Here is a 20618-nt window from a genome sequence, read left to right as displayed (position 1 = left end):
AATAAACAGTATATTACCCAGGGGGCCATTATGCGCATCGAAGTGTCAATTGCCAAAACCACAGCCTTACCCAGCGGCGCGCTGGAAGCGCTGAATAACGAACTCGCTAAGCGTATCGCTCAACATTATCCGGAACGAGAAAACCAGGTCACGGTACGTTACGCCGCCGGCAATAATTTGTCCGTCATCGGTGGTTTGAAAGAAGACAAAGACCGGATTAGCGAAATCCTGCAGGAAACCTGGGAAAGCGCCGACGACTGGTTTATCCACGACTAAGCCTCCGGGTTTGCTTACGCAAAATCAATTTGCTCCCTCATTGTGCTTTTTTTTTGCCGGGTCGCCCCGGCTTTTTTATCTCCGCTTATAACTAAGACTTTCCTTAATATCCTGATAAATTCCTTAAAAAATAATGAGCCCCAGGATGAAATCCGCGCAAAAAACCACCGATCAGCGTAAAATTTGTCTCTAATTATTTATTTTCTCGAGTTTGCACTTAACTGCTGATATAATTAACCTGCTTCAGAAAACAAGCATTAAACCTCGAGAATTGTTGTCTTTTAACATATGAATAAGGGGTTATGATGGAAAAGAATAATGAAGTCATCCAGACCCATCCCCTCGTCGGATGGGACATCAGCACCGTTGATAGCTACGATGCGCTGATGTTGCGCCTGCACTACCAAAACCCCACCCAAGAAAGCGATAAAGAAGCAGAAATTGGCCAGACGCTATGGCTAACGACGGATGTCGCACGTCAGTTTATTTCTATTCTGGAAGCAGGAATAGCAAAGATAGAATCTGGCGATTACCAGGCAAATGAGTATCGCAGACATTAGCATCACCGATGATGTCTAAATATTCACTGAACAGGCACCTGCGGGTGCCTGAATTATTTTTCGCGCTTGTACATCCGGCTGATGTTAATTACCCTGCTAATAAAACAATAACCCGGAACTCACCATGCAATACGACCTCATCATTATCGGTAGCGGCTCCGTTGGCGCTGCCGCCGGCTATTACGCCCGCCGCGCCGGTCTGAATGTCCTGATGACCGATGCCCACAAACCGCCGCACCTGGAAGGCAGCCACCATGGCAGTACGCGGCTGATTCGTCACGCCTATGGCGAGGGCGAAAGATACGTGCCATTGGTGCTACGCGCCCAGCAGCTATGGGACGAATTTGCGCAAAGTAGCGGCGAGGCCGTATTCGAAAAAACCGGGGTTATTAACCTTGGCCCCGCCGGCTCCGATTTTCTCAATAACGTAGCCCACAGCGCGCGTCAGTTTGAGCTTAACGTGGAAGAGCTGGATGCTGAGGCGGTTATGAAACGTTGGCCGGAGATTCGTATCCCGCAAGATTACCGGGCTATTTTTGAACCGGCTTCCGGCGTGTTACGCAGCGAGCTGGCGGTAGAAACCTGGATTCGCCTGGCGCGCGAAGCGGGCTGCGCCCAACTGTTCAACTGCCCGGTTACCGCAATTCACCATCACACCGACGGCGTGACCATTGATACCGCCGATGGTAGCTACAGCGGCAAAAAACTGCTGATCTGCGCCGGGACCTGGGTAACAAAATTATTGCCGGAACTGCCCATTCAACCGGTACGTAAAGTCTTCGCCTGGTTCCAGGCCGATGGTCGCTATAGCGCGAAAAATAACTTCCCGGCTTTCACCGGCGAGCTGCCTAATGGCGATCAGTATTATGGCTTCCCGGCGGAAGACAACGAATTGAAGATCGGCAAGCATAATGGCGGCCAGCTGATTTCCGAGCCGGGCGAGCGGAAACCGTTTGGCGCTGTCGCCAGCGATGGCTCTGAGTCGTTCAACTTCCTGCGCAACGTGCTACCCGGAATCGGCGGCTGCCTGCACGGCGCCTCCTGTACTTACGATAATACGGCAGATGAAGATTTCATCATTGATACCCTTCCCGGTCACGACAATACATTACTCATTACCGGTTTAAGCGGTCACGGTTTCAAGTTTGCGCCGGTACTTGGCGAAATTGCGACGCAATTTGCGCAAGGTGAAACGACGGAGTTTGATCTGACTCCCTTCTCGCTGGCGCGATTTTCACAATAATAGCCAGCTATAAAACAAAACGGCCTCGATTGAGGCCGTTTCATCTCAGAGAGCGTGTATGCGTCGCCTGTACCACTGGTTAGTCAACAACGTACGCGAGCACTTTATGATTTATCTCGCGCTGTGGCTGCTGCTAGCAGTAATCGACCTCATCTGGTTATGGTTTTACTGACGGGTCGGGATCCGGGATACCTAGTTTGGTATTAAGACGGCCGCGGGATTTATTAAAAATCTTATTGCCATTTTCTCGCCCCGCCCGCAATTTGCGCTGCTCCTCTTCCGGCAGTTTATGCTCTTCCATACAGGCTTCGCTGCAGCAACCGGCAAATTTCTCGGCACAAGCCGGGCACTGAATAAACAGCAAATGGCAGCCGTCGTTGAGGCAATTGGTGTGGCTGTCGCACGGTGCGCCGCATTGATGGCAGTGGGCAATCACATCATCAGAAATACGCTCGCCCATTCTCTCGTCAAAGACAAAGTTCTTACCGATAAAGCGTACCGGCAAGCCCTGTTCACGGGCGCGGCGTGCGTACTCGATAATCCCGCCTTCAATGTGCCACACCTTATTGAAACCGCTATGTTTCATCCAGGCGCTGGCTTTCTCACAGCGAATGCCGCCGGTACAGTACATGACAATCTTCTTGTCTTTGTACTCCTGCATCATCTCAACCGCTTTCGGCAATTGATCGCGGAAGGTATCCGCCGGAATTTCCATCGCGTTCTCGAAGTGACCGACTTCGTATTCATAATGGTTGCGCATATCGATGAATACCGCGTCCGGATCGTCCAGCATCGCGTTCACTTCCGCCGCTTTCAGGTACTCGCCCACGTCAGAGGGATCAAAAGTCGGGTCATCAATACCGTCGGCCACAATACGGTCGCGAACCTTGAGGCGCAGGACCCAGAAGGATTTACCGTCATCATCCAGCGCGATATTCAGACGTAACCCTTTCAGCGCCGGGTCAAAACCATCGAGAAACTCACGTAACGCCGCGACCTTGCTTTCCGGCACGCTGATCTGCGCATTGATACCTTCATGGGCCAGATAGATGCGGCCAAAGACATTCAGCTTAGTCAGCGCCAGCCACAGGGCGTCGCGGGTCGCTTTCGGGTCAACGATAGTGAAATATTTATAGAACGAGATCGTCGTGCGCGGCTCGGTTTCAGCCAGCATCTGCGCCTTTAACGTCTCATTTGAAATGCGGTTGTGTAACACTGGCATGGTGTACCTGCTCGACATAGGAAATGAGTAAAATAAACGGCGGGCATCATATAGCAAACACCGTTAATTTACATCCCTACATTTTACGCTACATTTCAGCCACGCAATTTTCAGCCGTTAACAATCTGCTTCAGCAGGAGACTGCTTTTGGCGGCAGCGCAAAAAAATGCGATAATAGAACGCGTTGTTAAATCAGACAGGTATGAAATGACCCATTTACCGAAATTTTCCGCCGCGCTGCTCCATCCGCGCTACTGGCTGCTTTGGCTGGGCATAGGCCTGTTGTGGTTAGTTGTCCAACTCCCTTATCCGGTTATCTACCGTCTCGGTAATGCCATTGGTCGCCTGGCAATGCGTTTTATGAAACGCCGCGCAAAAATCGCTTATCGCAATCTTGAACTCTGCTTTCCTGAGAAGAGCGAGCAAGAGCGTCATCAGCTGGTAGTACAAAACTTTGAGTCCGTCGGCATGGGCCTGATGGAAACCGGGATGGCATGGTTCTGGCCAACCCGACGCATTGCGCGCTGGACAGACACCATCGGCTTCCAATATGTCCGCGACGTGCAGGCACAACAGCGCGGCATTCTGTTGATTGGTATTCATTTCCTGACGCTGGAAATGGGCGCGCGCATGTTCGGCATGAACGAGCCCGGTATCGGCGTCTATCGCCCGAATGACAATCCGGTAATCGACTGGCTGCAGACCTGGGGCCGCCTGCGTTCCAACAAAGATATGATTGACCGTAAAGATCTCAAAGGCATGATCCGCGCGCTGAAAAAAGGCGAAGTGGTCTGGTACGCCCCGGATCACGACTACGGCCCGACCGCCAGCGTCTTCGCGCCGCTGTTCGCCGTCGACCAGGCCGCCACCACTTCGGGTACCTGGATGCTGGCGAAAATGTCCAAAGCCTGCATTGTGCCATTTGTTCCGCGCCGCAAACCAAACGGCAAAGGCTATGAGCTCATCATGCTGCCGCCGGAGTGCGATCCGCCGTTGGATAACGCGGAGACCACCGCCGCATGGATGAACAAAATCGTCGAACAATGCATCTTGATGGCGCCAGAGCAATATATGTGGCTGCATCGTCGCTTTAAGACGCGTCCGGAAGGCGTGCCTTCGCGCTACTGATTGACTCATTATCCGGGTGGTCCCCTGCCCGGATATATTTTTACCGCCGATCCTTTTTAATACTCCTTTAGCTTTAAAAGCTACGCTCCATTGCGACAACCATTTCTCAGGCGCATAATTAGCAGGCTCATATTTTCCTTTATTTTGACCCGCGCCGCGGGCCAGTGAGACCTTATGTCGTCTGCTGATACGCCTATTAACTGGAAACGAAATCTTACCGTCACCTGGCTTGGCTGCTTTTTAACCGGCGCCGCCTTTAGCCTCGTGATGCCTTTTTTACCACTCTATGTCGAACAGTTGGGTGTGACCGGCCATAGCGCGCTGAATATGTGGTCAGGGTTGGTGTTTAGCATTACCTTCCTGTTTTCCGCCGTTGCCTCGCCGTTCTGGGGCGGATTAGCAGACCGTAAAGGGCGTAAGATTATGCTGCTGCGTTCAGCGCTGGGGATGGCCATCGTCATGATGCTGATGGGCATGGCGCAAAACATTTGGCAATTCCTGATCCTGCGCGCGCTGCTGGGTTTACTGGGCGGTTTTATCCCCAATGCCAATGCGCTGATCGCGACCCAGATCCCGCGTCAGAAAAGCGGCTGGGCGCTAGGAACGCTTTCAACCGGCGCGGTAAGCGGCGCCCTCCTTGGCCCGCTGGCGGGCGGTTTCCTTGCCGACCACTGGGGTTTGCGCACCGTCTTCTTCATGACCGCCACGGTGCTGTTTATCTGCTTCCTGTTCACCCTATTTTTGATTCGCGAAAACTTTGTTCCGGTGAACAAAAAAGAGATGCTCAATGCCAGGGACGTTTTCGGTTCGCTCAAGAACCCTAAACTGGTGCTCAGCTTGTTCGTGACCTCATTGATTATCCAGGTGGCGACGGGTTCCATTGCGCCGATCCTGACGCTCTACGTGCGCGACCTGGCGGGTAACGTCAGCAATATCGCCTTTATTAGCGGTATGATTGCCTCCGTACCCGGCATTGCCGCCCTGCTGAGCGCGCCACGTTTAGGCAAGCTCGGCGATCGTATTGGGCCGGAAAAGATCCTGATCGTTGCCCTGGTTATTTCCGTGCTGCTGCTGGTCCCAATGTCATTCGTTCAGACGCCGCTACAGCTGGGTATTCTGCGCTTTTTGCTCGGCGCCGCCGACGGCGCGCTATTACCCGCCGTACAAACTCTGCTGGTGTACAACTCCACCAGCCAGATATCGGGGCGTATCTTCAGCTATAACCAGTCATTTCGCGATATTGGCAACGTCACCGGGCCGTTAATCGGCGCCTCGGTCTCGGCCAACTACGGCTTCCGCGCCGTGTTCCTCGTCACCGCCTGCGTCGTCCTGTTTAACGCTTTTTACTCGACCATCAGTCTACGTCGCCCACGGCATAACGCTTCAGCGGATGATGGAGACTCGGGTAAACGTTCGGTAAATTAAGCGCTTCAGCGCTTCTCTGCCTTGACGCCAGGCTAACCGCCTTCTATAGATTGAAACGTGTTCCTTTTTCATTCTTCTTAGGGGGTTAGCTATGTCAACGGAATCAGTTTTCTACGCCACGCTCGAAGAGGCAATCGACGCCGCCCGGGAAGAGTTTTTGGCCGATAATCCCGATAGCGATGAAGAAACTGCCGATATCGAACAGTTCAATATGCAGAAGTACGTACTCCAGGACGGTGATATCGCCTGGCGGGCTGAATTCTTCGCCAGCGAAGATGAAGAAGGCGAGTGTCTCCCCATGCTCAGTGGTGAAGCGGCGCAAAGCGTATTTGACGGTGATTATGACGAAATCGAGCTACGCCAGGAGTGGGTGGAAGAAAATACGCTACACGAATGGGATGAAGGCGAGTTTCAGCTGGAGCCTTCCCTGGATACCGAAGAGGGGCAGACGGCAGCCGATGAGTGGGACGAGCGTTAATTACTCATAGGGACCATGGCTGGCGTCTAACGGCAGCAACAGCGTATCAAATACCAGCGAGAATGGCAGATCGAGAATGGTCAGATAGCGCCAGCCTGAATCGCGAACATCCCACTGTACGCCGGGGTAATATTGGTTGCCATGGCCCTGCCCCGGTACCGTACGGCTAATAATGCTGCCACAACCGCTGAGTACCAGCGTCATGGCGATAAGCACAAATATTCTCATTCACTTCCTCTCAGGCAAAAAAATACCGGCACAATTGCCGGTATTTTCCTTAACGTACGGCTTACTTCGTTTTCAACGCCAGCGGGTTCAGCGTGAGTTTCTGATACTCTCCCACCCAGGAAGAGTATTTCTCCGGGGAGTTCCACACGCGGTAGTGCAGACGCGACATCGTTACAGGATCGCTTAACAGCACCAGACGACGATCGCGGTTAAGTTTATCAGGCGTTTCATTCAGCGCCTGCTCAACGTGGCGTTCACGGGCAATATCCAGAATACGACCGTGGCGATGACGCGCCGTTGCCATTGCCGTCGCCAGGGCGTTGAACGATGGGTTAAACACCGCATGCATAAAGCCATCGCCCAGCGAACGCTGACGGTTCAGAGTCAGGTAAGCATCGGTATCTTTCAGTACCTGCGGCGGCGAATACTCTTCCGGGATCAGGAACAATTTCCAGCGTTTAGTACGCAGACCTACCGTCGCGCGGCTGGAAATCGCCGAGACAAATGGAGAGAGGATTAGCGACACGACGATAGGCGCCAGCCAGAACAGGAAACGCAGATCCAGCCACGCCATACCAACCGCCCAAACCAGACCCAGCAGCAGCTGCGAGCCGTGACGCATAAAGGCCTCGCCCCAGGGCGTTGAGTCATCATCGCGCTGCGGTGAATTCCACACCACCTCCCAACCGAGGAACGCGCTGACCACGAACACGGTGTGGAACAGCATGCGCACCGGCGCCAGCAGCACCGAGAACAGCACCTCCAGCAGCAGGGAAAGCGTCACGCGGAAGAAGCCGCCGTACTCTTTCGGCCCCTTGCACCACACCAGAATGATACTCAGCAGTTTCGGCAGGAACAGCAGTACCATGGTCGAGGCAAACAGCGCGATAGCCAGTTCTGGACGCCACTGCGGCCATACCGGGAACAGCTGACGCGGCTGCAGGAAGTATTGCGGCTCGGTCAGGGCGTGCACGACCTGCAACGCCGTCGACAACGCGAGGAACATAAACCACAGCGGCGCCGACAGATAAGACATGACGCCGGTCAGGAACACCGCACGGTGTACCGGGTGCATCCCTTTCACCAGGAACAGGCGGAAGTTCATCAGGTTACCCTGACACCAGCGACGGTCGCGCTTCAGCTCATCCAGCAGGTTCGGCGGCAGCTCTTCATAGGAGCCCGGCAGATCGTAGGCGATCCATACGCCCCAACCCGCACGGCGCATCAGCGCGGCTTCCACGAAGTCATGCGACAGAATCGAACCGGCAAAGTTACCCTCGCCCGGCAGCGGCGCCAGCGCACAGTGTTCGATGAACGGCTTCACGCGGATAATGGCGTTGTGACCCCAGTAGTGCGATTCACCCAACTGCCAGAAGTGCAGCCCGGCGGTAAACAGGGGGCCGTACACGCGGGTGGCGAACTGCTGGCAGCGCGCATAAAGGGTATCCATACCGGAGGCGCGCGGCGAAGACTGGATGATCCCGGCATTCGGATTCGCTTCCATCAGGCGCACCAGCCCGCTCAGGCACTCGCCGGTCATCACTGAGTCAGCGTCGAGCACCACCATGTAACTATACTGGCTACCCCAGCGACGGCAGAAATCATCGATGTTGCCGCTTTTACGTTTCACGCGACGGCGACGGCGACGATAGAAGATCTGGCCTTCACCCTGCACTTCGGCAATCAACTCCATCCACGCTTTTTGCTCGGCAACGCAAATATCCGGGTCGTAGCTGTCGCTTAGCACGTAAACGTCAAAATGCGCAGCGTTACCCGTCGCTTTCACCGATTCCCAGGTGGCGCGCAGGCCGGCAAACACGCGGTCAACATCTTCGTTGCAGATTGGCATAATAAGCGCCGTCCGGTGTTCCGGGTTCAGCGGCTCGTCACCAACGGTGGATGCCGAAATACTGTATTTATCACGCCCGATCAGCAGTTGCAGGAAGCCCATCAGCGCGGTCCAGAAACCGGCCGAGACCCAGCAGAAAAGTACCGCGAAGAGGATCAGGATACCGGTCTGCAACACGTACGGCAGTAGCTGCATGAAGGAGACCCATAGATCCTGGCCAACCATATCGGATGGATTGATCAACGCCCATCCCTGATAAGGGAGGATGGTCTTCATATACCACGTGGCCACTACCGTTTGCGCCAGCGTCAGCAGCAGCAAAATATAGCGGCGAATGGTGCCGACGGTACGCCATTTCTGTTCGCTTTCGCGCTCTTCCTGCGTGAGACGAGAGAGATAGCGCGGAGTCACATCACGGCCACGCAGACGATCCCAGAAGCGGCCTACCGGGTTGGTACGCCACGGGTCGGGGATCATCGAGGAACGTTTCGCTTTCGGCATCGCATGAAGCTGAGTGCGTCCTTCATCATCTTTCACCAGCTGATCGCCGGCCAGAGAGTCCGGCCAGCTATGCTCCAGCCGCGCTTTTACCGATCCTAATGGGGAATCTTCATCGCGCGAAAAATGATGATGCTCTGCGTCAAGCGCTTCATGTACGGCTTGCAGGCTCGTATCAGGTAATGCGGCTTTTTCTGCATCCGACAGCGGCAATGCGTCGATATAATTCGTTATCTTATTCATTGGCAGGCAGCTGATAGCTCCAGGTTTCGCTTAGCGTCTGATCGCCATTGACCAGCGCCGCACGCATTTCCGTGGTTTTCTTCGGATCTTTCACTTTCACGCGCAGGGTCATACGCCAACCCTTGATAACCGGATTATAGCGGACCGAGTTTTCCACGATTTCGGCGTTATCGCCGATGCTCGCCTGCGCCGTTACCGGGGTATCCGCCGCCATTTTTTTCATGTCAGCGCCGGTGAAATCAACGATGAAAGCGATGGTGCCATCTGGCTGGCGAATGAGATTAGACTGCTTCACATCACCGGTTGAGCGGCGAGTCTGCACCACATAAGCGCTGTCTGGCGCATGCAGTTTGTCTTCATCGCGGCTGAAGGTAATGGAGTACTTGAAGTTCATCTCTTTGCCTGGTTCCGGCAGCTGATCCGGGGTCCAGTAGGTGACGATATTATCGTTGGTTTCATCGTTGGTCGGGATTTCAACCAATTCGACTTTACCCTTACCCCAGTCGCCTTTCGGAGTGATCCACGCGCTCGGGCGCTGGTCGTAACGATCGTCGAGATCTTCAAAGCGGGAGAACTGGCGGCCACGCTGCAGCAGGCCAAACCCTTGCGGGTTCTCCATCGCATAACTACTGACGGCCAGATGTTTCGGGTTATTCAGCGGACGCCAGATCCACTCGCCGTTACCGGCAAGAATCGACAGACCGTTGGAGTCATGTAATTCCGGACGATAGTTGGTGGTCGGCGACGGTTGGTTCGGCCCAAACAGGAACATACTGGTCAACGGCGCCACGCCAAGCTTGCCGACTTTGTCGCGCAGATAAACCTTCGACTGCACATCAACCACGGTGTCGCGCCCGGGCATAATCACAAAGCGATAGGCGCCGGTCGCACGCGGGGAATCCAGCAGCGCGTAGATAGTTAAGCGCTTATCGGTCGCTTTCGGACGCTCAATCCAGAACTCGCGGAAGCGAGGGAACTCTTCGCCGGACGGCAGCGCGGTATCGATAGCCAGGCCGCGGGCGGAAAGCCCATAGACCTGACCCTGGCCCAGAACGCGGAAGTAGCTGGCCCCGAGCATGCTGACGATTTCGTCATTCTTGTCTTTGCTATTGATCGGATACAGTACTTTAAAACCGGCGAAACCAAGGTCTTTCACCGTGTCTTTATCGTGCTGAACATTGCCAAAATTAAAATAATCCGGGCTATATTTAATTTTACGTACGCTGGTGCTGGTCACTTCATTAATAGTAACCGGCGTGTCGAAATACATGCCCTGGTGGTAAAATTCCAGCTTGAATGGGGTCTTCAGATTATTCCAGTAGGCTTTATCGTGATTGAACTGGATTTGCTGGTAATCCGCGTATTTCATATCGCGGAAGGCGGAGGGCAGGTTACTTTTTGGCGCTTCATAGCCTTTCCCGGCTAACGTTTTCGCCTGTTTTGCTACGTCATCAATGCTGAATGCCCATGCAGATGAAGTACACAGGGACAACATTACGGCTGCGCTTAACCAACGCATTTTCATCATCTGTGGTTTATGTTTCATAGTAAGTAAGCACTTCCCCCTTTGTGTGCTTAAATCGATCCGATCTATTTTAATGGAAACTCAGGCAATCCGACAACATAATCCCTGCATTGTTCAGCTTAGCGGACCAGGGAATAAACAGTTCTCTGTCCCATATTGCACTTTGCGTACTTATCCTGGAGACAGATACCCTGAGTTCATGTAGGGTTGCTGGCAATGTAACCGTTATCGCCCTGAGTGATAAGACGAATTGTCTGAGATTGTTGTGAATTTATGAATAAAACACCAGTAGAACGTGAATATTTCTTCGACAGTATCCGCGCCTGGCTGATGCTGTTGGGGATCCCGTTTCACATCTCACTTATCTACTCCAGCCACAGCTGGCATGTGAATAGCCTGGAGCCCTCCTGGGGGCTAACGCTGTTCAACGATTTTATCCATGCCTTCCGTATGCAGGTCTTCTTTGTTATTTCCGGCTATTTCTCATACATGCTCTTTCTCCGCTATCCGCTGAAGAAATGGTGGAAAGTGCGTGTAGAGCGAGTTGGCATCCCGATGCTCACCGCGATCCCACTGCTCACCCTGCCGCAGTTTCTGATGCTGCAATACGTCAATGGTAAAGCCCAGGACTGGCATACGCTCTCCGGCTATGACAAATTCAACACCCTGGCCTGGGAGCTTATCTCCCATCTGTGGTTTTTGCTGGTGCTCGTGGTGCTGACCACCGCCGGGGTAGTGCTGTTTAAGTGGCTGGCCAATCGGCGAAAAACGCAGACCGCCAGCTTCGGTGACACCGTCACATTCAGTCAATTATCGCTGATTTTTCTGGGACTTGGCGTATTGTATGCGGTGATCCGTCGCACCATTTTTATCGTATACCCGCCGATTCTCAGCAACGGACTGTTTAACTTTATCGTTATGCAGACCCTGTTTTATCTGCCGTTCTTCATTCTCGGCGCGCAGACGTTCATCAATCCGCGGCTAAAAGCGATGTTCACCACCTCGTCACCCTGGTGTTTTGTTGGCGCACTGCTGGGCTTTATCGCCTATCGTCTTAACCAGCAGTATGGTTCTGGCGATGGCTGGATGTATGAAACCGAATCGGTGATTACGATGGTGCTGGGGCTGTGGATGGTAAACGTGGTGTTCTCACTGGGCCACCGCCTGCTTAACTTCCAGTCCGCTCGGGTGACTTACTTCGTCAACGCTTCGCTGTTTATCTACCTGGTGCACCATCCGCTCACCCTGCTGTATGGGGCATGGATTACGCCGATAATAAAATCGAACCTGTTAGGTTTTATCACCGGACTGGTATTTGTGGTGGGGATTGCGCTGATATTGTACGAAATCCATCTTCGTATTCCGCTGCTGCGCTTCCTGTTCTCAGGTAAACCGCAACAAAAACCGGCGAAAGCGCCGGTGTCGGTTAACTAAAATCTGCAACCGACAGCGCGCCCGCGCGCTGTCGGTATCACGATTCATTCTGCCTGTAATAATCGCTGATAGATTTCCGCCGTTTCTTTATCAAAACAGACGAAATAGACTCGTTCCAGCGGATTATATCGGGTGAGGAAAGCATTCACCGTTTTTACCGCAATTTCCGCCGCCGCCTGTTTCGGATAGCCATATACGCCGGTGCTGATAGCCGGAAAAGCAATAGAACGATAATTATTGGCTGCCGCCAGCAACAGACTATTGCGATAGGCATCCGCCAGTAATTCAGCTTCCTGCTCGCCGCCGCCGTGCCAGACGGGGCCGACCGCATGGATCACCGCGCTGGCCGGTAAATTACCGGCGCTGGTGATAACCGCATGCCCGGGCGGACATTCGCCCTGCTGCTGACGGACTATTTTGCAGGCGGCCAGTAATTCCGGGCCCGCGGCCCGATGAATGGCGCCATCAACGCCACCGCCGCCCAGTAACGATGGGTTGGCCGCGTTAACAATAACATCTACCTGCAACGTCGTAATATCGCCGAGAACTACTTCAGGTTGAACAACCATTTCCCCCTCCTGTCGGCAAACGTCTTCATACCTAGCGTGATGTCTACTATGGCATGATAGCCCCCAAGGCGGAAGCCTGAGGGCCAGTATTTAGCGATAATTCACTTCGAGGATAGCGCGGGTATGTTGCGGATCAATATACTTTAATTGTGCCGAATGGACGGCGTCATTGCTGTAATTCCCCGTCGTCAGCACCTGCGGCGAAACCATATGGGTACGCAGCCGCGGACAGGCCATTTCAATCTTATCACCCACACTATTGGCTTCGCAGGAGGGGTCAACGACCTGCCCGTAAATGGCGACAACGCCGCCGGTCGGCGCGGCATTCACTGAGCCAAATAAGCATGACAACATCAGACATGGCACCGCTAAGGCGTGGATTTTTTTTATCACGGCAAACTCCTCTGTATGAATAGCAAAGAAGCAACAGGCCATCCCTGAGCGCATTGCGCCGCCAGACTACGGCAAGGCAATGATTGCGTTATAAAACACAAATATATTACTTTTTGTTTTCTTTTTGATAACAAAACCGATTCATCTTGATTTTGCTACAAAAAATCTGCGTGGGAATATCAGGTGAGAGACGGGAAAACCCCTGCGGGTCCGGCAGGGGCTGTACTGTTAACGATAATTCACTTCGAGGATAGCGTTAGTGTGCTGAGGATTAATGTAGGTTAATTGCGTAGATTTGATATTGGCATGTTGCAGATCCCCTCGGGCCACCTGCTGAGCAGAAAAAGTAACTGACTTCTGCTTAGCGCAGGCCATCGAGACCTGATCTTCTGAAGAACGAATTTGACAAGGCGGTTCGACAACGCCGCCGTGGAAACGAATCACGCCGCTTGCGGCGCTAGAGGTAGTCGAAAAAGTCAATAAAGCGGGAAGGAAACAAACTGTAGCAAGTAGTACGCCAGTCATTTTTTTCACGGCAAAACCCCTCTGCGTAACGGTCAAAAAAACCTTACAAATCATCCATGAGCGCAGTTGAATACAAGCAACTACATACAAAATCAGTATATATATGAAGTACCTGTTGATACTTTTTTCTCTTCGTTTTTGCAAACGGTATCAAATTATTATGGTTTGTTTGCTCAAAATGTCTGCATTAAGAGGAAAAAACAATCGAAGAGGGGTTGATGCGAAAAGGCTTTCATGTAGTGCGTGACGGGAAGCTTGCTCCCGTCATCGAGGAAATGTGAAGAAAATCAGACGTGATCGTTAGCCAAAGATTTATTCTTTGCCGCTCGCGCTGCCAGCCACAGCCCGCTATTTTTCATGGCATAGCCAAAGACCAATCCCAGCGCCAGAGACGGCACGACAATGCGCCAGTCGCCGCTCGCGGCAAACGTCGCGCAGGCGCCGATAAAGGTTCCAGGAACAAAAGAGAGCAGCAGCTGGCGCGCCTGAATGCACATCAGGAAAGCGACTATTCCGGTCATCACATAGCTGAGGATTTCCAGCTGCGGCGCCAACGCGCTACCGTAAATAATCACCAGCGCCCATATCACGCCGCTCATGACCGTGCAGGCGGAAATCAACAGCCCTTTCAGACCGCCCTGTGGGCACGCGAAATAGGCCGTACAGCCGAGGAATCCGGCCCAGCTCAGCAGGCCAAGTGAGACCGCCACCCATCCCCAAATGCCGGAGAGAATGCCCGTCGTGAGTGCGATTGCGAAGAGTATGTTCATGCCGCGTATCATAGCAGATACGCGGCAACCAAATGCGATCCAGAACACACAATATGAATGCGTGAGTTTGCTGTTTCACATCAAAAGTGACCTGCGTCACATTTATTCGTCGTTTTCTTCCTGTAGTTCATCCCACATCGCGGAAATCGCTTCACGCGTTAATAGCGCCATGGTGCGCCAGAATGCGGTTTGCGCATGCGCTTCCACTTTTCCAAGGAAGGTGCCACACCACGGCAATAGATAATCGGCAAACAACGTTTCCAGCGTTTCGCTTTCGTCATCCGAGGCATGATCTTCAAGCCAGGATGCGGCCAGCAGTAAGGATCCAATATGATCGGTTGGACCTTCGCCAGTAGGAATGCCGTGTTGCGTCAGAAAACCACGAACTTCCGCTTCAGTGGCCCCTTCAACCCACGCGCTACGATAAGGCGAGACCGCACATTCGTCACCGACGAACAGGGCGTTGTAATCAGCGGTTAAGGGCTGGGTATCACAACTCTTCTGCAGACGCTCCAGTAATTCATCCTGTTCCAGCGGCCAACTGGCGGCCAGCTTGCCATCGCGAATCAGCGTGAACAGCGGCACCAACAGCGGATCCTGCGGCTGACGATAGTACAGCGAGCCCAGCACGCGACAGAGGATTGAAAATTCATTCATACAATATGTTCCAGTGGTTCAAATTAAAGGTCTGCAAATTCCGCAATCGCCGGCATTCCGCGTGATTCGAGGAAATTCAATAGTCGACGCGGACTGACGTTTAGGATCCGCTCTTCCGGGAAATTCACCGCGTCAAGGATTTTGCGGCATTCGGTAAATTCGCCAAGGGTAAAGGCGGTATGCGAGTCCGAACCCAGCGCCACCCAACCACCCGCATCACGCACTGCGGCGGCGATCGCCCGGCAATTATCCTCACTACCAATACGCGATGAGAGGAATGAGGAATTATTAATTTCCAGCGCCACATGATGCTTTGCCGCCGCTTCGGCTACCGCTGGAATATCGATTGGGAACTTCGGATTACCAGGATGGCTAATCATGTGGACGGCGCCACTGGCAATCGCGGCAATCATCGCTTCAGTATGAGTGGCTTTATCCTGGGGCGGGAATACTGGCTCATGAAATCCAGCAATGATCAGATCCAGCGAAGTCAGCATTGGCCCGGTACAGTCAATTTCACCTTGGGTATTTTTGATATTCGCTTCAATACCGCGCAGAATGCCAACGCCATCAACCAGACGCGGCCAGATACGCATATTGACGAAATGCCAGTAGTGCGGGGCATCTGCCATATCCGGGCCGTGATCGGTTATCGCAAATAGTTTAATGCCTTTACGTTTGGCCTCGGCAATATAGTCATGCAGGGTACTGTAGGCGTGGGTGCTGGCGACGGTATGCATGTGCAGGTCAACAGGATACATCACAATCTCCTCCTCTATTTGTGGCAAGAATAGCAGGAATCAGGAGTCATGATCAGTAAAAACCCCGCCGTAGCGGGGTTATCGATTAGTAGCCGCGCTGGCGGTCGACCTGCCCGCTGACCGTTTCACCCCGCTCCAGGCGGCTAATGGTGCTGGCGATATAGGCAATTGCTTCCTGCGGACGGGTAACGGCGGCAATATGCGGCGTCATGGCCACGCGCGGATGCGCCCACAGCGGGCTCTCTTTCGGCAACGGTTCGCGGCTAAAGACATCCAGCATCGCCCCTTTCAGTTTGCCGCTATTAAGCGCCGCCAGTAAATCCGGCTCGACGATATGCACGCCGCGGGCGAGATTCAGAACATAGCTGTTATCCGGAAGTTGAGAAAGTAAGGTTTCATTAATGATGCCGACGGTTTCGGCCGTATTGGGCAACAGGTTGATCAGCACTCGGGTTTCTTGTAGAAACGCGCCCAGTTCTTCCTGACCGGCAAAACTCTCAACCTGCGGCCAGGATTTGTGGCTACGGCTCCAGCAGCGCAGCGGGAAACCCCAGCGCAACAGGCTTTCCGCGACTTTGCCGCCCAACACCCCTGCCCCCATGATACCAATAGTGAAATCCTCGCGACGATATTCCGGCAACGGCTGCCAGCGGGATTCCTGCTTCAGCGCCTGATAATCATCAAAGCGGCGGAACCAGTGCAGCACCTGGCTTACCGCATATTCCTGCATCTGCAGGCCCATGCCGGTATCTTCGAGGCGGAACAGCGGAATCGAAAGCGGCAGCATTTCCGGATGTTCCCGCAGCTTGCTAAGAATGGAATCCACGCCTGCGCCGAGGGCAAAAACCGCTTTCAATTCGCGGCCTTGCAGCATTTCTACCGGTGGATGCCAGACCAGCGCATAGTCGGCTGGTTGATTGTCGCCAGGTTTCCACTCACGAACGCGCGCTCCCGGCAGATGTTTTTCCAGTTCTGCTATCCAGTATGGGGTATCGAACGTTGGGTGGTAAAAAATAATCTCCATAATGACTCCTGATTACTGACGCGTGAGTAGGTTGAGGTTTGCGTCGTGTTTTACTCTTTGTTTTGTATTGGTTTGCCAGCATAACAAATTCCGCATCGCTATCGAGCAATAAAGAGAATGGCGACAAAAAAAACGATTACCGCGCGTTAAAGAAGCAAGTTGTTTGAAGTTTGGCTAAACGCATCTTTTTTTAAAAAAGTTGATTGACGGGAGATACGTATTTCCCTACATTAGCGCCCGTTCCCAGCAACAACGGGAAAGACAATATGGTGAGGTGTCCGAGTGGCTGAAGGAGCACGCCTGGAAAGTGTGTATACGGCAACGTATCGGGGGTTCGAATCCCCCCCTCACCGCCATATTCGAGATGAGAGCTCGTACGAAAGTACGGGCTCTTTTCTTTTATATTCTCCGCTGGGGGGATGAGAACCCCCGACCGGGGTTCGACAACTGGCGCAGCCAGTTGGACAGACCGCGAACGCAGTAAGCGGGCTGCCCCGCAGGGGCGAGCGAAGCGAGTCAATCCCCCCCTCACCGCCATATTTTAAGAAGAGCTCGTACGAAAGTACGGGCTTTTTTCTTTTATATTCTCCGTTGGGGGGGGACGAGAACGGTACAAACCGGAAACATAGGTAACACTTTAGACCGGACACATGGGTAACAGTTATAACTGGCATAGAAGAGGAGACTCGCTATGCCCTGGACTGAGACCCGACCGATGCAACGTCTTGATTTTATCCGTGCCAGCTTCGCTGGTACGGGCTTTTTTTTCGCATGTGGCACCGCCGCTCTTCCCGGGGTCGGCATAAATGCCTCGCCCGGGCTACCCATCCCACAGGCCGCACCATTAGCCAGTAGCCCGGCCAAGCGCAGCGCCGCCGGGAATCACGCAAGCCGCACCACCAGTACCCCGGCCAAGCGCAGCGCCGCCGGGAAAAAACGAAGCTAATCCTCTTCCATCCGCTGATACTCTTCGCTGAGATAATCCACCAGCGCTCTGACTGAAGGTAATAAACCGCGCCGCGAGGCGAACACCGCATGAATGACTTCCCGACGCGGTTGCCACTCATCAAGCACGATTTCCAGCTCCCCTGACGCCAGCTGATCGCGCACCATTAATAAAGGAAGTTGAACCACGCCAACGCCCGCCATGGCCGCCTCGCGCAGCGCCAGCATATCGCTGGTCACCATCCGCGGGGTGAAATAAACCTCGGCTCGCGCCCCCTCCGGACCGGTCAGCTGCCATTTATGCTGATGTTTTCCGGCGCCAATACTTAGCCCCGGCCAGGTACTCAATTCCGCCGGCGCCTGTGGGCGCCCAAGCCGAGCGATCAGCGCCGGACTCGCCACCAGGCGATGACCGCGATCGGCCAACACCCGCATGACCAGGTCGCTATCTTCAAATGGCCTTGGCCGCACGCGGATGGCCACGTCAACCCCCTCGCCCACCACATCCACCCGCCGATTGGTGGCTTCCAGATGCAGCGTTACTCCAGGGTATCGCACCATAAAGCGTGCCAGCATCGGGCCAACATGGGCATGCAGCAGGGTTACCGGGCAGGTGAGCTTGACGCTGCCGCGCGGTTCAGATTGCAGCGTTTCTACCGCCTGATGCGCCGCTTCGGCTTCTATCAACATCGCCTTGCAATGTTGGTAGAAAGTTTGGCCGACTTCCGTCACGGCGAACTGTCGGGTGGTTCGTTGAATCAGGCGCACGCCCAAGCGTTCTTCCAGTTGCGCAATGCGGCGGCTGAGTTTGGATTTAGGCTGGTCGAGCGCCCGACCGGCAGCGGCAAAACCGCCATGGTCTACCACCTGAACAAACCATGCCAGGTCGTTGAGATCCTGCATCCTTTTCTCCATCGTTCCATTTTTAGAACAGTATAGGTCATTTTCGCTATCTACCGGAATATTAGCCCCAGATATAAGCTTATTCACATCAGATACAGACACGCAGGAGATAACCATGAAACAGATTACTGGCGTTTACACCGCCCCTTCGCAGCACTGGGTGGGCGACGGTTTCCCGGTTCGCTCAATGTTTTCTTACCAGACCCACGGCGAACAACTGAGCCCATTTTTACTGCTCGACTATGCCGGTCCGCATACTTTTCCGGCGGGAAACGGTAAACGCGGCGTCGGCGAGCATCCGCATCGCGGATTCGAAACCGTCACCATTGTCTACTCCGGTGAAGTAGAGCATCGCGACTCAACCGGCAGAGGCGGCGTTATCGGCCCTGGCGACGTGCAGTGGATGACGGCTGGCGCCGGGATCCTGCATGAAGAGTTCCACTCGGGAGCGTTCACCCGCTCCGGCGGTGAACTGAAAATGATGCAGCTGTGGGTCAACCTGCCGGCGAAAGACAAGATGACGACTCCGGGCTATCAGAGCATTACCGCAGACGTCATTCCACAAGCGACGCTGGAAGACGATGCCGGGAGCGTCAGAGTGATTGCCGGGCGTTACGGCGATGTCGCCGGCCCAGCGCATACGTTCTCACCGTTGAACGTGTGGGATATGCAGCTCAAACAAAGTCACGATGTGACATTGCATCAGCCGGAAGGCTGGAGCACCGCGTTGGTTGTACTCGAGGGCGAAGTCACCGTCAACGGTACCGAAAACGCACGGGAAGGACAGCTGGTAGTGCTGAGCCAAAAAGGTGAAGCCTTCCATCTGGAAGCGGGCTCCAACGCGAAGGTTCTGCTGATGGCCGGCGAGCCGCTCCAGGAGCCGATCGTGGGCTACGGCCCGTTTGTGATGAATACCAAAACGCAAATTGCCGAAGCAATTCGCGATTTTAACAGCGGCCGTTTTGGCCAAATCTAACGAAATTGAGGTGAAGAATATGTCTACTCCAGCTAACTTTAACGGTTCTCGTCCGGTGATTGATGTTAACGATACCGCGATGCTGTTGATTGACCACCAAAGCGGCCTGTTTCAGACCGTCGGCGATATGCCGATGCCGGAACTGCGCGCTCGCGCCGCCGCGCTGGCGAAAATGGCATCGCTTGCCGGGATCCCGGTGATCACCACCGCTTCCGTGCCGCAGGGCCCGAACGGCCCGTTGATTCCGGAAATTCATGAGAACGCGCCGCATGCGAAATATATTGCGCGTAAAGGTGAAATCAACGCCTGGGACAACCCGGAGTTTGTCGCCGCGGTGAAAGCCACCGGGCGTAAAACCTTAATCATTGCCGGTACTATTACCAGCGTCTGCATGGCTTTCCCGGCGATTGCCGCCGTCGCCGACGGTTATAAGGTGTTTGCCGTTATCGACGCCTCGGGTACCTATAGCAAAATGGCGCAGGAGATCACCCTGGCGCGAGTAGTCCAGGCCGGCGTAGTGCCAATGGATACCGCCGCGGTAGCCTCTGAACTGCAGCGCACCTGGAACCGTCCGGATGCCGCCGAGTGGGCTGAGGTGTACACCAAAGTCTTCCCGGCGTATCAGTTGCTGATTGAAAGCTACAGCAAGGCGCAGGACGTCGTGAAGAATAACGAAAAGCTGGACTCCCAGCGTTAAAATAGCTGCCCCGTCGATGAATCGACGGGGCAGTGTTCATTGCTTAACCGAACGGTAAAGAAAGAAAAAAATATGCTTGACCGTTTTAGCTCAACTCCCTATAGTAGCGCCCCGTTGCCCACCCAAGGTGAGCAGCAAGACAATATGGTGAGGTGTCCGAGTGGCTGAAGGAGCACGCCTGGAAAGTGTGTATACGGCAACGTATCGGGGGTTCGAATCCCCCCCTCACCGCCATATTCGAGATGAGAGCTCGTACGAAAGTACGGGCTCTTTTCTTTTATATTCTCCG

The 20618-nt window shown here is 53.9% G+C and carries 23 protein-coding genes and 2 tRNA genes; 13 read left to right on the top strand and 12 right to left on the bottom strand.

Going from position 1 to position 20618, the window contains the following annotated elements; genetic code table 11:
• Positions 1-30 precede the first annotated feature (30 nt).
• From dinI to ABLV17_RS07920, 4 genes are all read left to right on the top strand, one after another.
• Entirely contained in the window at positions 31-276 is a 246-nt protein-coding gene (gene dinI / locus ABLV17_RS07935) for a DNA damage-inducible protein I (RefSeq protein WP_087858013.1), read from the top strand.
• A 305-nt stretch (positions 277-581) separates the two neighbouring features.
• Positions 582-836, top strand: coding sequence for a biofilm formation regulator BssS (bssS, locus tag ABLV17_RS07930; RefSeq protein WP_015367208.1), 255 nt, complete (start codon positions 582-584; stop codon positions 834-836).
• A 124-nt stretch (positions 837-960) separates the two neighbouring features.
• Positions 961-2079, top strand: a complete 1119-nt coding sequence (solA, locus tag ABLV17_RS07925; protein ID WP_308959001.1) for an N-methyl-L-tryptophan oxidase — start codon at positions 961-963, stop codon at positions 2077-2079.
• 58 nt (positions 2080-2137) lie between these two features.
• The gene (locus ABLV17_RS07920; protein ID WP_015367210.1) at positions 2138-2251 is read left to right on the top strand and encodes a YceO family protein; all 114 of its coding nucleotides are present in this window, start codon (positions 2138-2140) and stop codon (positions 2249-2251) included.
• Here the strand turns inward: ABLV17_RS07920 and ABLV17_RS07915 are convergent.
• The gene (locus tag ABLV17_RS07915; protein WP_087858015.1) at positions 2237-3301 is read right to left on the bottom strand and encodes a rhodanese-related sulfurtransferase; all 1065 of its coding nucleotides are present in this window, start codon (positions 3299-3301) and stop codon (positions 2237-2239) included. The genes ABLV17_RS07920 and ABLV17_RS07915 overlap by 15 nt on opposite strands.
• Positions 3302-3508: 207 nt before the next feature.
• Between ABLV17_RS07915 and ABLV17_RS07910 the strand changes: the two genes are divergently transcribed.
• From ABLV17_RS07910 to ABLV17_RS07900, 3 genes are all read left to right on the top strand, one after another.
• Entirely contained in the window at positions 3509-4429 is a 921-nt protein-coding gene (locus tag ABLV17_RS07910; protein ID WP_348854209.1) for a Kdo(2)-lipid IV(A) acyltransferase, read from the top strand.
• 174 nt (positions 4430-4603) lie between these two features.
• Complete coding sequence (gene mdtG, locus ABLV17_RS07905; protein ID WP_308959002.1) at positions 4604-5854, top strand: multidrug efflux MFS transporter MdtG; 1251 nt, start codon at positions 4604-4606, stop codon at positions 5852-5854.
• 91 nt (positions 5855-5945) lie between these two features.
• A complete protein-coding gene (locus ABLV17_RS07900) occupies positions 5946-6332 on the top strand; it encodes a MysB family protein (protein WP_087858018.1) in 387 nt (128 codons plus the stop codon).
• Here ABLV17_RS07900 and ABLV17_RS07895 read toward each other — a convergent pair whose 3' ends face one another.
• The 3 genes from ABLV17_RS07895 to mdoG all read right to left on the bottom strand — a co-directional run bounded on the left by ABLV17_RS07895 (position 6333) and on the right by mdoG (position 10696).
• Complete coding sequence (locus ABLV17_RS07895) at positions 6333-6560, bottom strand: YceK/YidQ family lipoprotein (RefSeq protein WP_087858019.1); 228 nt, start codon at positions 6558-6560, stop codon at positions 6333-6335.
• 61 nt (positions 6561-6621) lie between these two features.
• Positions 6622-9150: a glucans biosynthesis glucosyltransferase MdoH gene (mdoH, locus tag ABLV17_RS07890; protein WP_113374206.1), complete on the bottom strand. Its 2529-nt coding sequence runs from the start codon at positions 9148-9150 to the stop codon at positions 6622-6624.
• Positions 9143-10696 carry a glucans biosynthesis protein MdoG gene (mdoG, locus tag ABLV17_RS07885; protein WP_045393624.1) on the bottom strand — a complete coding sequence of 518 codons (1554 nt, stop codon included), beginning with the start codon at positions 10694-10696 and terminating at the stop codon, positions 9143-9145. Before mdoG ends, mdoH begins: the two co-directional genes overlap by 8 nt.
• 252 nt (positions 10697-10948) lie before the next feature.
• Between mdoG and mdoC the strand changes: the two genes are divergently transcribed.
• A complete protein-coding gene (gene mdoC, locus ABLV17_RS07880) occupies positions 10949-12109 on the top strand; it encodes a glucans biosynthesis protein MdoC (RefSeq protein ID WP_213793810.1) in 1161 nt (386 codons plus the stop codon).
• Positions 12110-12153: 44 nt separating this feature from the next.
• On the opposite strand, the gene ymdB is transcribed toward mdoC, so the two are convergent.
• The 7 genes from ymdB to ghrA all read right to left on the bottom strand — a co-directional run bounded on the left by ymdB (position 12154) and on the right by ghrA (position 16808).
• The gene (gene ymdB, locus ABLV17_RS07875; protein WP_087858022.1) at positions 12154-12678 is read right to left on the bottom strand and encodes an O-acetyl-ADP-ribose deacetylase; all 525 of its coding nucleotides are present in this window, start codon (positions 12676-12678) and stop codon (positions 12154-12156) included.
• A 90-nt stretch (positions 12679-12768) separates the two neighbouring features.
• Positions 12769-13071 carry a type 1 fimbrial protein gene (locus ABLV17_RS07870; protein WP_087858023.1) on the bottom strand — a complete coding sequence of 101 codons (303 nt, stop codon included), beginning with the start codon at positions 13069-13071 and terminating at the stop codon, positions 12769-12771.
• A gap of 228 nt (positions 13072-13299) precedes the next feature.
• Positions 13300-13596, bottom strand: a complete 297-nt coding sequence (locus ABLV17_RS07865) for a fimbrial assembly protein (protein ID WP_228302313.1) — start codon at positions 13594-13596, stop codon at positions 13300-13302.
• Between the two features lie 287 nt (positions 13597-13883).
• Positions 13884-14366: a DUF1097 domain-containing protein gene (locus ABLV17_RS07860; protein WP_080961886.1), complete on the bottom strand. Its 483-nt coding sequence runs from the start codon at positions 14364-14366 to the stop codon at positions 13884-13886.
• 102 nt (positions 14367-14468) lie between these two features.
• The gene (locus ABLV17_RS07855; RefSeq protein ID WP_087858025.1) at positions 14469-15023 is read right to left on the bottom strand and encodes a molecular chaperone; all 555 of its coding nucleotides are present in this window, start codon (positions 15021-15023) and stop codon (positions 14469-14471) included.
• 23 nt (positions 15024-15046) lie between these two features.
• Positions 15047-15784: a phosphatase gene (locus ABLV17_RS07850; RefSeq protein ID WP_015367224.1), complete on the bottom strand. Its 738-nt coding sequence runs from the start codon at positions 15782-15784 to the stop codon at positions 15047-15049.
• An 85-nt stretch (positions 15785-15869) separates the two neighbouring features.
• Positions 15870-16808 (bottom strand): glyoxylate/hydroxypyruvate reductase GhrA, encoded by a 939-nt coding sequence (gene ghrA, locus ABLV17_RS07845; protein WP_308959057.1) that lies wholly within the window; start codon positions 16806-16808, stop codon positions 15870-15872.
• 268 nt (positions 16809-17076) lie between these two features.
• On the opposite strand from ghrA, the gene ABLV17_RS07840 reads away from it, so the two are divergent.
• Both ABLV17_RS07840 and ABLV17_RS07835 read left to right on the top strand, forming a co-directional pair.
• Positions 17077-17164: transfer RNA gene (locus ABLV17_RS07840), tRNA-Ser, on the top strand.
• Between the two features lie 335 nt (positions 17165-17499).
• On the top strand, positions 17500-17754 hold the full coding sequence (locus ABLV17_RS07835) for a hypothetical protein (RefSeq protein WP_348854208.1): 255 nt from the start codon (positions 17500-17502) through the stop codon (positions 17752-17754).
• On the opposite strand, the gene ABLV17_RS07830 is transcribed toward ABLV17_RS07835, so the two are convergent.
• Positions 17751-18656, bottom strand: coding sequence for a LysR family transcriptional regulator (locus ABLV17_RS07830; protein ID WP_015367227.1), 906 nt, complete (start codon positions 18654-18656; stop codon positions 17751-17753). The genes ABLV17_RS07835 and ABLV17_RS07830 overlap by 4 nt on opposite strands.
• A 115-nt stretch (positions 18657-18771) precedes the next feature.
• On the opposite strand from ABLV17_RS07830, the gene ABLV17_RS07825 reads away from it, so the two are divergent.
• The 3 genes from ABLV17_RS07825 (at position 18772) to ABLV17_RS07815 (ending at position 20563) form a co-directional block, all read left to right on the top strand.
• The gene (locus tag ABLV17_RS07825) at positions 18772-19632 is read left to right on the top strand and encodes a pirin family protein (protein WP_308959190.1); all 861 of its coding nucleotides are present in this window, start codon (positions 18772-18774) and stop codon (positions 19630-19632) included.
• Positions 19633-19651: 19 nt separating this feature from the next.
• Positions 19652-20329 carry an isochorismatase family protein gene (locus ABLV17_RS07820; protein WP_015367229.1) on the top strand — a complete coding sequence of 226 codons (678 nt, stop codon included), beginning with the start codon at positions 19652-19654 and terminating at the stop codon, positions 20327-20329.
• A 146-nt stretch (positions 20330-20475) separates the two neighbouring features.
• Positions 20476-20563 (top strand) — tRNA-Ser (locus ABLV17_RS07815).
• The last annotated feature ends 55 nt before the right edge of the window (positions 20564-20618 follow it).

The sequence above is a fragment of the Klebsiella sp. CN_Kp091 genome, assembly GCF_040065095.1.
In the GTDB taxonomy this organism is placed as follows: domain Bacteria; phylum Pseudomonadota; class Gammaproteobacteria; order Enterobacterales; family Enterobacteriaceae; genus Klebsiella; species Klebsiella aerogenes.
The sequence above is the reverse complement of the archived record's forward strand: the minus strand, read 5'-3'. Positions and strand labels throughout refer to the sequence as shown.

Excerpts from the sequence above, each read along its gene's own strand:
- ABLV17_RS07835 (WP_348854208.1), top strand. The coding sequence starts at position 17,500 with ATGCCCTGGACTGAGACCCGACCGATGCAACGTCTTGATTTTATCCGT.
- mdoH (WP_113374206.1), bottom strand. The coding sequence starts at position 9,150 with ATGAATAAGATAACGAATTATATCGACGCATTGCCGCTGTCGGATGCA.
- solA (WP_308959001.1), top strand. The coding sequence starts at position 961 with ATGCAATACGACCTCATCATTATCGGTAGCGGCTCCGTTGGCGCTGCC.
- ABLV17_RS07900 (WP_087858018.1), top strand. The coding sequence starts at position 5,946 with ATGTCAACGGAATCAGTTTTCTACGCCACGCTCGAAGAGGCAATCGAC.
- mdoG (WP_045393624.1), bottom strand. The coding sequence starts at position 10,696 with ATGAAACATAAACCACAGATGATGAAAATGCGTTGGTTAAGCGCAGCC.
- dinI (WP_087858013.1), top strand. The coding sequence starts at position 31 with ATGCGCATCGAAGTGTCAATTGCCAAAACCACAGCCTTACCCAGCGGC.
- ABLV17_RS07920 (WP_015367210.1), top strand. The coding sequence starts at position 2,138 with ATGCGTCGCCTGTACCACTGGTTAGTCAACAACGTACGCGAGCACTTT.
- ABLV17_RS07865 (WP_228302313.1), bottom strand. The coding sequence starts at position 13,596 with ATGACTGGCGTACTACTTGCTACAGTTTGTTTCCTTCCCGCTTTATTG.
- ABLV17_RS07825 (WP_308959190.1), top strand. The coding sequence starts at position 18,772 with ATGAAACAGATTACTGGCGTTTACACCGCCCCTTCGCAGCACTGGGTG.
- ABLV17_RS07860 (WP_080961886.1), bottom strand. The coding sequence starts at position 14,366 with ATGAACATACTCTTCGCAATCGCACTCACGACGGGCATTCTCTCCGGC.
- bssS (WP_015367208.1), top strand. The coding sequence starts at position 582 with ATGGAAAAGAATAATGAAGTCATCCAGACCCATCCCCTCGTCGGATGG.
- ghrA (WP_308959057.1), bottom strand. The coding sequence starts at position 16,808 with ATGGAGATTATTTTTTACCACCCAACGTTCGATACCCCATACTGGATA.
- ABLV17_RS07820 (WP_015367229.1), top strand. The coding sequence starts at position 19,652 with ATGTCTACTCCAGCTAACTTTAACGGTTCTCGTCCGGTGATTGATGTT.
- ABLV17_RS07915 (WP_087858015.1), bottom strand. The coding sequence starts at position 3,301 with ATGCCAGTGTTACACAACCGCATTTCAAATGAGACGTTAAAGGCGCAG.
- ABLV17_RS07830 (WP_015367227.1), bottom strand. The coding sequence starts at position 18,656 with ATGCAGGATCTCAACGACCTGGCATGGTTTGTTCAGGTGGTAGACCAT.
- mdoC (WP_213793810.1), top strand. The coding sequence starts at position 10,949 with ATGAATAAAACACCAGTAGAACGTGAATATTTCTTCGACAGTATCCGC.
- mdtG (WP_308959002.1), top strand. The coding sequence starts at position 4,604 with ATGTCGTCTGCTGATACGCCTATTAACTGGAAACGAAATCTTACCGTC.
- ymdB (WP_087858022.1), bottom strand. The coding sequence starts at position 12,678 with ATGGTTGTTCAACCTGAAGTAGTTCTCGGCGATATTACGACGTTGCAG.
- ABLV17_RS07895 (WP_087858019.1), bottom strand. The coding sequence starts at position 6,560 with ATGAGAATATTTGTGCTTATCGCCATGACGCTGGTACTCAGCGGTTGT.
- ABLV17_RS07850 (WP_015367224.1), bottom strand. The coding sequence starts at position 15,784 with ATGTATCCTGTTGACCTGCACATGCATACCGTCGCCAGCACCCACGCC.
- ABLV17_RS07855 (WP_087858025.1), bottom strand. The coding sequence starts at position 15,023 with ATGAATGAATTTTCAATCCTCTGTCGCGTGCTGGGCTCGCTGTACTAT.
- ABLV17_RS07910 (WP_348854209.1), top strand. The coding sequence starts at position 3,509 with ATGACCCATTTACCGAAATTTTCCGCCGCGCTGCTCCATCCGCGCTAC.